This is a genomic window from Gemmatimonadota bacterium (assembly GCA_026387915.1).
Classification (GTDB): domain Bacteria; phylum Gemmatimonadota; class Gemmatimonadetes; order Gemmatimonadales; family Gemmatimonadaceae; genus Fen-1231.
Window position 1 is genome coordinate 114,936 of sequence record JAPLKS010000014.1, and the last position, 13,078, is coordinate 128,013.

The 13,078-nt window shown below is 64.6% G+C and carries 8 protein-coding genes; 3 read left to right on the top strand and 5 right to left on the bottom strand.

Translation table 11 applies throughout. The features are described from left to right. Positions 1-30: 30 nt before the first annotated feature. Entirely contained in the window at positions 31-1,788 is a 1,758-nt protein-coding gene (locus NTZ43_08735; GenBank protein ID MCX5767291.1) for a hypothetical protein, read from the bottom strand. Positions 1,789-1,839: 51 nt separating this feature from the next. Between NTZ43_08735 and dut the strand changes: the two genes are divergently transcribed. Genes dut through NTZ43_08750 form a run of 3 tightly spaced genes read left to right on the top strand, consistent with a single transcriptional unit; the run spans position 1,840 to position 5,827 of the window. Beyond that, positions 1,840-2,331, top strand: a complete 492-nt coding sequence (gene dut / locus NTZ43_08740) for a dUTP diphosphatase (GenBank protein MCX5767292.1) — start codon at positions 1,840-1,842, stop codon at positions 2,329-2,331. A gap of 59 nt (positions 2,332-2,390) precedes the next feature. Then, positions 2,391-3,728, top strand: coding sequence for a pitrilysin family protein (locus tag NTZ43_08745; protein ID MCX5767293.1), 1,338 nt, complete (start codon positions 2,391-2,393; stop codon positions 3,726-3,728). Further along, on the top strand, positions 3,725-5,827 hold the full coding sequence (locus NTZ43_08750) for an insulinase family protein (GenBank protein ID MCX5767294.1): 2,103 nt from the start codon (positions 3,725-3,727) through the stop codon (positions 5,825-5,827). Before NTZ43_08745 ends, NTZ43_08750 begins: the two co-directional genes overlap by 4 nt. A gap of 14 nt (positions 5,828-5,841) precedes the next feature. On the opposite strand, the gene NTZ43_08755 is transcribed toward NTZ43_08750, so the two are convergent. From NTZ43_08755 to NTZ43_08770, 4 genes are all read right to left on the bottom strand, one after another. After that, positions 5,842-7,401, bottom strand: a complete 1,560-nt coding sequence (locus NTZ43_08755; protein MCX5767295.1) for a M20/M25/M40 family metallo-hydrolase — start codon at positions 7,399-7,401, stop codon at positions 5,842-5,844. After that, complete coding sequence (locus NTZ43_08760; protein ID MCX5767296.1) at positions 7,401-8,999, bottom strand: amidohydrolase family protein; 1,599 nt, start codon at positions 8,997-8,999, stop codon at positions 7,401-7,403. Before NTZ43_08760 ends, NTZ43_08755 begins: the two co-directional genes overlap by 1 nt. Before the next feature lie 24 nt (positions 9,000-9,023). Next, the gene (locus NTZ43_08765; GenBank protein MCX5767297.1) at positions 9,024-11,642 is read right to left on the bottom strand and encodes a zinc-dependent metalloprotease; all 2,619 of its coding nucleotides are present in this window, start codon (positions 11,640-11,642) and stop codon (positions 9,024-9,026) included. 152 nt (positions 11,643-11,794) lie between these two features. Then, entirely contained in the window at positions 11,795-13,039 is a 1,245-nt protein-coding gene (locus tag NTZ43_08770) for a DNA polymerase IV (protein ID MCX5767298.1), read from the bottom strand. Positions 13,040-13,078: the final 39 nt, after the last annotated feature.

Genomic DNA, 13,078 nt, shown 5'->3' on the forward strand with positions numbered 1-13,078 from the left:
CCCGGCTACGAGGTAATCACACGCTCCCCATTACGGGGTGATCACTTCGATACGGTGGTCGGCGCGCACCGTGTACTGCCCAGCCACCGTGACCTCGAGCTGCACGATGTACGCCCCCTTCCGCAGGGTGGACACGTCGAGCTCCAGCGCTCGCTGCGTCACGCTACTGCCGCGCGCCGACATGTCGTTCACCGCCACACTCACCGGCGTTGCTTCCCGAACAAGATTGAGCGCCTTGGCCTGACGACGCAGAAATCCGCTCTCCTCGACCTCCTTCACCACCGTCAGGGAGATATGAATGTTCTCCCCCTGCGGATCGGTGCCGTACGACTCCCAGTACACGCCGAGTTTCTCGTCGGCGCGCAGCCGCTCGGTGGGATGGGCGTGGGGCGCCGCTTCTTCAATGGTCGTGGGGATCGAACCGTACGGTTTATAGAACAACAGGTCGCTCAGGGTGACGCGCGTGCCAACCGAGAAGGGTGGGTTCGCGCCGTATCGCGCCCGAGCCACCGCTCCCTTGGACGGTGCCGACACTTCGGCGCTCATCAGTAGCGGTCCCCACGGTGCTTTGGCCGTGAGCACGCCCGTGCGGGAGGTGTTGCGACGAATCACACCGTAGTCCGCCGCACCCGAGTTCGGCGTCACAATCAGCGCGGCGTCCACCGGCGCGCCAGCGAGTTGCTTGGTGACGTTCGCATCGTAGGCCATCACCACCAGCGCCGTGTCGCCGCGCCTGAACACCGCCTTCTGGTGCTCGAGGGGCGTGAGCGACTTCGCATAACTCGGCGCGTACCGGCCGATCACCGGAGGTAAATGCAACCGCCAGTTCGCCGAATCCGAGAGCGATGGATTGTTCAGCACAAAACCCGCCGGAATCATCCGGTACGCAGGCACCGGCTCCGCCGAAATAATATCGACGCCGCCGCCCTGACGTCCCCCGCGCCCCATACTCGGGCGACCGGGCGAACGCGACCACCAGCGTGGCCAGCCAAAACGGAGCAGCAGTTCGCGTTCGTCGTCGCTAAAACCATTCTGGTGCGGCGAGGCGGCGTCCTGCAACATCAAGCTCATCGTCATGCGTGAATACCACTCGGTGCGCGTGTCGTTGCCGGGGCGCGAGAACAGCGTTCGCGAAAAAGCCCACACGCGGTCTTCGAACGCCGTGCGCTTGGGGTCGTCGCAGCCAAAGCGCCGATACTGCTGGCGCGTGTCGTCGTCCACGAGCATCGAGATGTCGCGCCACTGGCAGCGGTCGCGCGGCAGCATACGCCCGAGCGCCACCGCGAACGTGCTGTCGCTGCGCACATCGTCGCCGGCCGTGTGAAGCGCAAAGCCGATCAAGATGTCGCACCACCATCCGCCTGTTCGGCATTCCTTGGCGGCGGCCACCGCATCCGCAGGGCGATCGGCTTCGGTGAGATAGCGCACGCGTTGCGCCGAGAGCCAACGATCCTCTGGCGCTTGCCGTGCGAGAGTGTCGAGTTCTCCAATCAGCCGCGACCGCGCATCCGTAATGTCCTTCGGCTCCGTGGGGCCGGGACGCTCATCGTACCAGTAGCACCAACTCCCCACCCGCTCGTCGCAGTTGGCGGGCGCGCTCACGCGCGAGGTGGGGAGGTGCAGCACCCGATATTGCTCGAACATCGCTTGTGCGCGATGCCCCTCAGCAACCGGATTCCCAAAGATGGTGTCGCCAGTAGCCGAGGCGGCTCCTGGCTGGCGGATGATCTGTGCGGGCGCGGCCGTGCCGATGGCGGCGAGCAGCAGAAAGACGATGAGTGGGCGCATGGGGAGGTTATACACTCCACAAGGATAATTGCCTCACACTATCTTTGTGCCATGCCCTCCATTGTCTTTGAGTCGCTCCACCCGGATGTCGCGCCTCCGGCCCGCGGAACTGCAGGCAGCGCCGGCTACGATTTGGCCGCCTGCCTGGCTGGGCGCACTGCTCGCGTCTGGACCGGCCCCACCATGGCCGAGCGCGCCGCCTCCGCCGATGGCGCCCTCACCCTCGCTCCTGGCGAAAAGGCGCTGGTTCCGTTGGGCTTCAAGGCTCGCCTCCCCGCCGGCTTTGAGGCCCAAATCCGCCCGCGTTCTGGCACGAGCGTCAAAACCGACCTCGTGATTGCGAACGCGCCGGGCACCGTGGACGCCGATTATCCCGACGAATGGTGCGTGCCAGTCAAGAATGGTGGACCGGCCCCGCTGGTCATTCGCCACGGCGACCGGATAGCCCAAATGGTCATTGCCCGCTTTGAAGTGCTCGACTTCACCACCGGATCCGTGGGGCAGACCACAGATCGGGCGGGCGGGTTCGGGTCCACGGGCTGAGGGCGCTCCGTAGCTTTGAACGCATGGTGGATCTCCACTCTTTCCCCCGGGGAGCATTCGTGAAGCCCGTCCTCCGAGCCGCGCTCGCCGCCGTACTCAGCGTCTCCGCGCTGGCGGCGCAAGAGCCGCGCGACATCCCCATCAAGAGCTACACGCTCCCCAACGGATTACGCGTACACCTCGTGGAGGATCACTCCGCTCAGGTGGTCGCCGTCAACCTGTGGTACCGCGTGGGCGCGCGCGACGAACGACTCGGACACACGGGTTTTGCCCACCTCTTTGAACACATGATGTTCCAAGGATCGGAACATGTGCAAAAGGCCGAGCATTTTCAGTTCATCGAACGCGCCGGAGGTACGCTCAACGGTTCCACGCAGGCCGACCGCACGAACTACTGGGAAGTGCTGCCGTCCAACCGGCTCAACCTCGGACTCTGGCTCGAAGCCGAACGGATGCAGTCGTTGGCCGTCACGCAGGCCAACCTCGACAACCAACGCGAAGCCGTAAAGGAAGAGCGGCGACTGCGCTTCGACAATCAGCCGTACGTCGGGGCCCTCGTCGATTCGATTGGCCTCCTGTATGACCGCGAACGCTGCTTTGCCTACAGCCACTCGCTGGTGGGGTCGATGGCCGACCTCAACGCCGCAAAGGTCGAAGACGTGCAGGCGTTCTTCCGGCAGTACTACGCCCCCAACAACGCCACGCTCGTGCTCGTCGGCGACTTCAACTCGGCGGAAGCAACCGCGCTGATTGCGCAGTACTTCAACCAGATTCCCGCCGTCCCCGCGCCGCCCTCAGTGGCCTGCGACCAACCGTACAACACCGGTGTGCTGCGCCGTAACGTGGCCGATGCCAATGCGACCATCGGTGCGGTGCTGGCGTTCTGGCGCATTCCGGCTGTGTCGCACGCCGACTACCCGGCCCTCGATCTGCTCAGCACGATCTTTGGGCAGGGTGAGAGTTCGCGCCTCAACCGAACGATCGTTCGCGAGCAGAAAGTCGCGGCCATCTCGCAGTCCGTGCTCAATCCTATTGGACCCACGCGCGGCCCTGGGATTTTTGGCGTGCTGGCGATTGCCAATCAGGGAGTAGCGGTGGACTCGGTCGAACGCGCCGTCGTGGCGCAGGCGGCACAACTCGTCAGTGGAATCACCGAAGGCGAACTCGCGAAAGCAAAGGCGTATCGCAAAAGCACCGCGGTATCGCAGCGTCAGCACGCACTCGGACTCGCCGAGGCCATTCAGTTTGCCGATCTCTTTTTGGGAAGCGCCAATCGCGTGAACGACGATATTCGGCGCTACGACGCGGTGACCGTGGCGGACTTGCAACGCGTCGCCGCCACGTACTTGCGTCCCGATAATTCGCTCACGCTATTGATTGTGCCGGGGGGCAAATGATGCCGCGCCGCGTACGACTTGCCGAATGCGCCACGGTCGCGGGCGCGCTGATTCTGGTGGCCGCGTTGACGCCGCTCTTCGCCAGCGCACAACGTCCCGCCGCGGCGCCTCCCGCTGCACCGATTCGCGCCGCCCAGTTCCCACCGACCCGCGAAGCCACGCTCGCGAACGGCATGCGGCTCGTGGTCGTGCAGAGCAACAAGCAACCCGTGGTCGCGGTCTCGCTCACCTTTGCGGCTGGCGCGGCCTATGATCCGCCAGCCAAAGCTGGGCTCGCCGACATGATGGCCACGCTGCTCACGCGCGGCGCCGGCGCGCGCTCCGCGGAGGAGTTCTCCGCGGCAATCGAGAACGTGGGCGGGCAGCTCACGGCGTCGGCCAGCGCGGATTTTGTAACGCTCCGGGCGGACGCGCTCACCGATGCCGCTCCGCTGGCTTTTTCGCTCCTCGCCGACGCAGCGCGGCGGCCGACATTTCCCGACAAAGAAGTCGAACTGTTGCGCACGCAGTTGCTCTCCGCGCTCACTGTCGAGCTCTCGCAGCCGACGAGTCTCGCCGAGCGCACCTTCGTGCGCGGCGTGTTCGGTGAACATCCGTACGCGCGTCGTGCCGATCCAACCAGCGTGCGCAGTATGACGCGCGCCGACCTCGTAGCATTTCACGACGCGCGCCTGCGTCCCGCGGGTGCATTGCTGGTGGTGGCGGGCAGTCTCTCGTTTGAGCAAGCAAAGAAACTCGCGGAGCAAGCGTTCGGCTCCTGGACCGGCGCCGCCGCTTCGGCTTTGCCGCGCACGGCGATTCCCGTGCGCTCGGCGCGCGAGATTGTGCTTGTGCACCGGCCGGGCTCGGTACAGTCGAATATCCTCGTTGGCAATGCCACGTGGCGGCCGAACGATCCGCGCGCGTATGCGGCGGCAATCGCGAATCGCCTGTTGGGTGGCGGCGCCGATTCTCGGCTCTTCCTCACCTTACGCGAGAAGAAGAGTTGGACCTACAGCGCTCGCTCGTCCATCGCGTCGCGTCGCGAGATGGGGAGCTTCGAAGCCGCGACCGAAGTGCGCAACTCGGTCACCGACTCGGCGCTGGTCGAGCTGCTCGCGCAAATCGACCGGCTGGGCACTGAGCCGTTGGACCGCGCGGAGTTCGATCGTACGCGCAACGCCATGACGGGAGCGTTCCCGCTGTCGATCGAAACCGCGGGACAAGTCGCCGCCGAGATTGCCAACGCGAAACTGCTTGGCCTTCCCGCGGATTTCGTGCAGAGTTACCGGCAAAAACTGGCAGCGGTGACGCCAGAGCAGGTGCAGCGCGCCGCGCGCGACGGGATGCGATCATCCTCGCTGTTCATTGTGGTGGTGGGCGATGCGCTCAAGGTGCGTGCCCAGCTTGAGCGCATCGCGCCCGTGCGCATTGTGTCTGTTGACGGCACACCGCTTCGCCCAGAAGATCTCGTGGTGAAAGCCGCCGCGCTTGATCTCGACCTCACGCAACTGGTGCCGCGCACCGACAGTTTTTCTATTCTGGTGCAGGGGCGCCCCTTTGGATATCAGCGCACCACGCTCGCGCGCACCGCGGCTGGCTGGGAGTTGCAGGACGTGACTCGACTCGCCACCGTCATACAGCAGAACACAACCGTGCGCTTTTCAGCAGCGCTCGTCATGCAGTCGGTGTCGCAGTCCGGAAAGGCGCAGGGGCAGGACACCAAAATTGAAGTGACCTACGCGAATGGTCACGCCACTGGCACGGCGGTCGCGCCGCAACAGGGAGCCATCAAGACCGTGAATGTGGACGCTGATCTGCCTGCCGGCGCCGTGGATGATAATCTCATCGCGACGCTGCTTCCAACGTTGCGGTGGGCCAGCGGCGCGCGCTTCGTGCTTCCCGTGTTCCAGTCTGGCAAGGGAACGGCGACCGCGCTCACCATCTCTGTCGCAGGGGAAGAGTCGGTGACGGTGATTGCCGGCACCTTTGCGGCCTGGAAGGCCGACATCACCGGCGGCGATGCGCCGATCAGCGTGTGGGTGGAGAAGGGCGGGGCCCACCGGCTGCTCAAGCTGGCCATGACAGGACAGCCGGTGGAGTTTCAGTTGGTCAAATAGCGTGGCCCGTATGCTTATGGCACCACGCTCGGCCACGCCTTGCCGAGGTTCGCCATCACGCCGGCGAGCGTCTCAATGCCATCCCACAAGTTCTGCAGGCGTACATTCTCGTTTTTGGCGTGCTGATCGTTGTCGTGGTTCACAATCGGCAAGCTGATGGTCGGCGAGCGCAGCACATCGGTGAAGATGTACTGCCCGAGGCTCGCGCCAGAGGTCGGTGACATCAGCACCGCCTCGCCGCGCGCTTCAGTGATCACCGAGCGCAGTGCCTGCGACACGGCGAGGTCCATCGACGTTCGCGTCGCCGGATATCCGTCTTCCCAGTCGAGTCGCACCACACGTGCGTGGGCGAGTCGCATCTCGGCAGTCACCGAATCGTGCGTAATCCACCAACCGCGTTTGGTGAGATGCGCTTCAAAGAGTTGTTTGATGCGCTGCGGCGTCTGGTTTGGCACGAGTCGAAAATCAATCGACGCCTTGGCTTCCGGGGAAATGGCGTTCGCGGCCGTCGGCGCCACATTGCCCACGCGAATGCCACGCAGGTTGAGCGCCGGGAGCATGACGCGTTCGCTGAGCGGCGCGTCGTTGGCCTCGCTCCGTGCCAACAGGAGATCGCGCCGCAGTTGCGCATCAACGGACGGTAACGCGCGCACCGCAGCCAACTCGGCGGCCGTCGGCTTGGCGATGTCATCCATAAAATGATCAATCAGGATGTTCCCCTCGCCATCGCGGAGCGACGCTAAGAGTTCCACCATCAACATGCCAGGGTTCGGCGCCCAGTTTCCGTAATGCCCGGAGTGCAGGGCGCGCGCCGGGCCGTACGTGGCCAGCTCGAGCCCGAGCACGCCGCGCACGCCAAAACTCAGGAGCTGCTTCCGGCTCTGGTGTACCGGGCCGTCCACAATCAGCCACACGTCGCCGCTGAGCACATCCTTGTATTTGGTGAGAAGGTCGCGCAGATGCTCGGAGCCCGCTTCTTCTTCGCCCTCAAAGAAGAACTTGAGATTGACGGTGGGGGCAATGCCATTCGCGCGCATCGCGTCGAGAGCGGCGAGCATTGCGACGATCGGCGCCTTGTCATCGGATGCGCTGCGGGCATAGATGCGCGATTCGGGATCGAACCGCCCCTGCGTGGGCATCGGAATCACGGCACTCAGAGCGTTGTTCGCGCCCGGCTTGGCGCGCAACACTGGTTGCCATGGGGCAGTGGCCCACTCCTTGGGGTCCACGGGCTGGCCGTCGTAGTGCGCATACAGAATGATCGTGCGCGTAGCGCCCGGCACCTTCAGTTCGCCGAACACCGCGGGCGGAAACGCGCCGTGTTCCAGGATGCGCGCCGGCACGCCACGCTTGGCGAGCATCGTACGGATCAGTTCGGCGTTGCGTCGGATGTTCGGTGTGTCCGACGCATTGTTCGGAATCGTGAGGAGTGAGTCCAGTTCGCGCACAATCTCAATTTCGTGCTGCTCGCGCCAGGCGCGCACCTTCGGCGTAATCGATTGCGCGCCGACGTTAACGGAGAGAGCGGTGAAGGCCGTGAGCAGGGCGGCGGAGTGCAACGGGAGGGTGCGCATCACTTGTTTTCTTTCGAGGGAGCGGCGGAGCTGCTGTGCCGCAAGGCATGGCCGGCAAGCACACCGGTCAGTTTACCACTGTCCACGGCTCCTTTGCCGTTCACAAAGACCCACCGCATTCCCGTGGCCAACTTTTCGGGCTCGGTGTAGGTCGACTGATCGCGAATCGTAGCGGGGTCAAATACAATCACATCGGCAAACCAGCCGACTTCCAGCTTACCGCGTTGCGGAATGCCGAGGTCGTGCGCTGGCTGGGCGCTGCTCGCTTCAATCGCGCGAGCCATCGTGAGCACGGGTTTGTCAATCACAAACTCGCGGAGTTTCTTGGGGTAACTGCCGTACTTGCGCGGGTGCCCGTCGGAGCCGTCAGAGCCGGTGGTCACAAAGGGCGCCTTCATAAACGTTTCGATGTCGCGTGCGTTCATGTTGAACGACGCCACGCTCTGGTCGCCCACCGTGCGGATAATCTCCAGCGCGGCTTCCACGGGCTCGAGTTTGCGCGTCGCGGCAATCGCATCGAGACGCTTCCCGTACAACTCACGCGACGCCTTGTTCACGACGAGCAGTGAGGACGCCCCGCCGCGCCGTCGCAGATTCTCGCGCATCTCCGCCACAAGCTTGGTATGCGTGGCGGGATCCGCGATGCGATGCAGCAGCGAATCGCGTCCACCGGCCTCGGCCCATCGCGGCAACAACGACGTGACAAGCGAAGTGCCCGACGCATCGTACGGATATTGGTCAGCGCTCACCGTGATCCCTTCCTGCTGCGCCGCTGTGATCAGTGCGATCACGCTATCGGCGTAGCCCCACACGTCAGCGCCGAGCGCCTTGATGTGGGAGAAGTGCACGGGAATCTTGGCCTCGCGTCCAATGCGTAGCACCTCGCGCACCGAGCCCAGGAGGCCAATTGTATACGAACTTTCGTCGCGCTGGTGGGTGTCGTAAATACCGCCATGCCGAGCGGCCACTTTGGCGAGCGCAATCACTTCCTCCGTGGTCGCATAGCTGCCGGGCGCGTAATAGAGCCCTGCCGACAAGCCAAAGGCACCGTCGCGCATGCCGCGTTCGACGATGTCTTCCATCTTGGCGAGTTCCGCTGCGTTCGGTGCGCGATCGCTCATCCCGAGCACTCGGCCGCGTACACTGCCTTGCGGCACGTACACCAAAGCGTTCGTGCCAATCCCCGCTGAGTCCCACTTGGCGAGCAGCGGTCCGACGTCCGTGGCGCCGCCACCGTCGTTGTTGGTGGCGACGGTGGTCACGCCCTGCATCAGATACGGTGCATTGCCGCGCCGAACCGGCGACGAAAGATCGGTGGGCGTATGCGTATGCGGGTCAATGAACCCCGGCGCGACGATAAGCCCCGTCGCCACAATGGTGCGTGTGGCGGTGACACCAGCACTCTTGGCGTCCCCCACAAACACAATGCGATCACCACGAAGCCCTACGTCGGCCACGCGACCGGCGGCACCAGACCCGTCGTACACAAGTCCGCCGGTGATCAGAATGTCCGCTGATACGCGCTGGGCCCCGGCGCGTACGCCGGAGCCCAGTGCGAGAATCAACGGAAGAACACGAATGCGAAAGCACGGCCACATATCGGTCTTCCCAGAAAAGGAGTCTTACTTCTTAGGGTTCAAAATATCGTCAATCTGGTGACGCGCCTCGCCGAGGTGCGCCTTGGTCATCGGGTCGGTTGCGCGTCCCTGCGCCGCCGCGATCTGTCCGTCGAGCGTCTTGAGTTCGGCGCGGAACATCGCCTTCGCGTCCGCCGTTCGGCGGGTGAGCTGCGCAATGAACGACGCCGGAATCCCAGCGGGAATCGGACCAAGGTTAATCGGTTGCGGATTCACCTTGCTGCGTGCCAGATCGATATACGAGGTCTGGAGTCCGCGGCGATAGGCATCGATTTTCACCGACGGGTGCGACAGTTCGCCCCACACGCCGCTCCGCACATCCGCCAAGAGTTCAGCAAGCGTGTAGACCGTCTCGCCGGCCTTGGCGTCTGCCTCAAACGACACGAGGCGCGACAACCGGATGTCGCTGAGCACCGTGGACAGCACGCCGCGCTGTGCGCCGTTGATGCGCTGGATCGAACCTTCCGGCTCAATGCGGCGCAGGATCGCGGGATCCAAGAAATACGTCGGCGTCGCAAACGCATTGTCGTTCAGGAACTTTACCGCGGAACGCTGACGCGCCGCGCTCGTCGGCGTGAATCGCACACCGGCTTGCCCACCGAGTTTTTCCTGCGTTTCTGCCGAGCCCACAATCACCGCCACGTGGCGGAGTTCGGTGGCCCACTGACCAATCAACCGGCCGTAGATCTCCGACGTCTGATCGTTGTTCTGCAAGTCTTCCTGCGTGGCCGGCAACAGCATCGGCACGAGGCGCTTGAGATTCTTGATGCCGAGCGCGGTGCTCTTGACGGCGTCGGCGTCGCCCACGGCTTCGGTGTTGTTGTACGGGTCAGCACCCTGATCGTCGTCGGTGGAGAAACGCAACCACGGCTTGGTGTCCTGCTCACGCGCCCAGCTGTCGAGCGTCTTGCGCTCCTCGTCGGGTGTCTTGGCGCCAGCAATCGGCGCGTAGCCCCAGTGCGTGGCCCAAATGTCGTACGGGCCGATCTTCGGAATGAGATCGCCGAGCGCGATGCCGTCTTCCGGCTGCGCCACATAGTTGAAGCGCGAATAGTCCATCAGCGTGGAGACGTGTCCCATGCGATGCACAAAGTCCTTGTTGCGAATCGAGTCGGCCGGGTACATGCCGCTGGCTTTCATGTTGTGCTGGAAGCCGAGCGAGTGGCCGATTTCGTGCGCAATCACATACTGCATCAAGCGCCCGCCCAGCGAATCCGGGAAGGGGAGCTTCTTGGCGCGCGGGTCGACGGCGCCGGCCTGCGTCCAATACCAGTCGGTGTTGAGGTTCATCACGTTGTGGTAGATCTGCAGATCGGCTTCCATAATCTCACCCGAGCGCGGATCGTGCACGTGCGGTCCCACCGCGTTCTCGATGCTCGATGGCAACCACATAATCACCGAGTAGCGCGCATCTTCGGCGGCCCAGTCCGGATCTTCTTCCTTGGTGGGTGCGTACTTGGCCACGATGCCATCCTTGAAGCCCGCGGCTTCGAAGGCCGGCTTCCAGCTATCAATGGCCTTGGCCACCCACGGCTGCAGCCACTTCGGCGTGCCGGGGTCTACGTAGTACGCGATCGGCTTCTTGGGATAGCAGAGATTGCCTTCCTTGCGATCGCTGCACTCCAGGCGATAGCGCGTAATGAACGTGCGTGTTGCGGCCTTCAGTTCTTGGCGGCTAAAGTCCGTGGTGCTCGTGGAGAAATAGCCCACGCGCTCATCCATCAGACGCGGCATCATCGGCGTCTCGGGGAGCTTGAGCATCGACCAGTGCACGAGGAACGACGCCGACGGCGGGAGCGCGGGGCCAAAGCCCCCAGGCGCACCCGGAAGGGCGGGCGTCGAGTTCACGGTGAGCGTGGCTTCGACTTCAATGTTCGTCGGGTAGGTCGCCACACGCTCGAGGAACGAACGCGTCGCGTCAATCGCGCCGCGGTACCGCGTCGTCACGTTCAACTCGGCGGGTGGATTGGTATACATACGCGAGACGTCAATCACCGGCGCCGAGTCGGCACCGTAGGCCTCAACGTTGAACGCCGCGAGAATCGCGTTGTAGTTCGCGGCCTCAACGGCGCGGTAAATCGGATCGGTCGAGTCCGCGCGAATCTGATAGCTCACGCTCTTGAAGAGCACGCGATTGTTCTTGAGCTCCCAGCGCACGACGCGGTTGCCGAGCGCCTGGCCGCCGTAGCCAGCGCCGACGGTCGTCTTGGCGATCTGGCTGACCAGCAGCATGTCCTTGCCCAACTCACCGCGCGGAATCTCATAGAGCACGCGCGATCCAATGCGGTGCGTCTTGAAGAGCCCTGACTTGGTTTTCACGTCGCCGCGAATGACCGTTGCGTAGGGACGTGGGTTCGGTTCAGCCGCGGCCGCCCCGGGAAGGCCGCCCGGCCCGCCAGCGGCACCGGCGCCTGGTGCACCGGCGGGCGGCGTGGGACGGGTGGTGTCGGCCGGAGTGGCCGGAGCGCCGGCCGGACGGGCGGCACCAGCCGCTGCAGACGGAGTGGGCGAGGGAGCGGGTGCCGGAGTCTGCACCGTCGCCGGCTGGCAGGACGCGAATACCAACGCGGCCGCGAGGGGCAGGGAGGAGCGCAGTCGAGTCATCGGTGTACCGAGAGGTTGGTGGATGCTTCGGAGGGTAGCTCGCTGGTCAGCAGGCCAGTCCGAAAGCCGAGCGAATCCAGCACGGTGCAAGATGCGCTCCCAGCCCACGGCCGCGCCAGCGGAGCGCGGCACTCTTCCACGATCGAGGGCGGTTACCTGGGGCGGCGCGCCCCTTTCTCGCCCAGCGGGCGCTCCCGTTTTGGGCCAGAGCCAATGGCCTCGTCGCCAAACTTCTCGCGCACGCGGTCCAGCGCCCGCGAGAGGTCTCGGTCGCGGGGCAACTCCACTGCCGGCGTGCTCGTCGCGAACATTGTGAGCTGCTCCGCGTCCCGCGACGAGGCAAAGTTCGAGAGCGCCACGCCAACGAGGCGCGCCGGTTTACGCTGTGCCACCCGCAACTTGCGAAAGAGCTCCAACGCCACGTCCGTCACCGCGCGGTCCGATTCTATTCCCTCACGCAGGGTGCGCCCGGCGGTGCGGGTCGTCCAATCGTTGGTGCGGTATTTCACAGTCACCGTGCGCGCCGTGAGCCCGTCGCCACGCAGGTCGGCCGAGACCTTGGCGCAGAGGCGCCGTAGTTCCGATTCCACCTTGGTCACCTCCGACACATCGCGGTCAAAGGTTTCTTCGCGGCTCACCTGTTTGGCTGGCGCGTGCGGTTCTACGGCCGAAACACTGTTGCCGCCCACGCGCGCACGAAGCCACGCGGCGGTTTTGGCGTCGAGCCAGCGCGCGAGCGTCGCGTCGTCGTGTTGCAGGACGTCGGGAACCCGGTCGAGCCCGAGGTCGTGCAGCTTGGCCGTCAGTTTGGGGCCAATGCCGGGGATGTCGCTGAGGGCGAGCGTGGCCATAAAGTCGCGCACGCCGTCATCAGGGACGATGTGCACGCCGCCCGCCTCTGGCGCCTTGGTGGGTTTGGCACGCTCCGCCGCCAACTTGGCCACAAGCTTGTTGGGGCCGCCGCCAATCGAAAGGGCCATTCCCGTTTCGTCGAGCACAGCGGCGCGAATGCGTCGAGCCGTGGCCTCGAGCGATTCGTGTTGATAGAGCGCTTCGGTGCCTGATAAATCCAAGTACCACTCATCAATGCTCGCCCCTTCCACGGCCGGCGTGAATCGCTCGAGCACCCGCTTGATCGCGCGACTGGAATCGCTACACGCCTGCCGCGGCACCGGCACGCAGAGTGCATCGGGGCAGAGCTTCAACGCGAGCGTGATCGACATGGCCGACCGCACGCCGAACGCGCGCGTTTCGTATGAAGCAGAGCAGACCACGCCGCGCGAGCCCGGACGGCCGCCCACGATCAGCAGCGGCGCGCGGCCAGCGCCCTCGGGGTCCTCCTTCCGCGCGACGGCCACAAAGAACGCATCAGCGTCGGCGAGCAAGATGCGCGACATACTGGAAGCTACTCACCGCGGCGCCAACGCACACGGCGG

Coding starts and splice junctions, on each gene's coding strand:
- NTZ43_08735 (MCX5767291.1), bottom strand. CDS start 1,788: ATGCGCCCACTCATCGTCTTTCTGCTGCTCGCCGCCATCGGCACGGCC.
- dut (MCX5767292.1), top strand. CDS start 1,840: ATGCCCTCCATTGTCTTTGAGTCGCTCCACCCGGATGTCGCGCCTCCG.
- NTZ43_08750 (MCX5767294.1), top strand. CDS start 3,725: ATGATGCCGCGCCGCGTACGACTTGCCGAATGCGCCACGGTCGCGGGC.
- NTZ43_08755 (MCX5767295.1), bottom strand. CDS start 7,401: ATGCGCACCCTCCCGTTGCACTCCGCCGCCCTGCTCACGGCCTTCACC.
- NTZ43_08760 (MCX5767296.1), bottom strand. CDS start 8,999: ATGTGGCCGTGCTTTCGCATTCGTGTTCTTCCGTTGATTCTCGCACTG.
- NTZ43_08765 (MCX5767297.1), bottom strand. CDS start 11,642: ATGACTCGACTGCGCTCCTCCCTGCCCCTCGCGGCCGCGTTGGTATTC.
- NTZ43_08770 (MCX5767298.1), bottom strand. CDS start 13,039: ATGTCGCGCATCTTGCTCGCCGACGCTGATGCGTTCTTTGTGGCCGTC.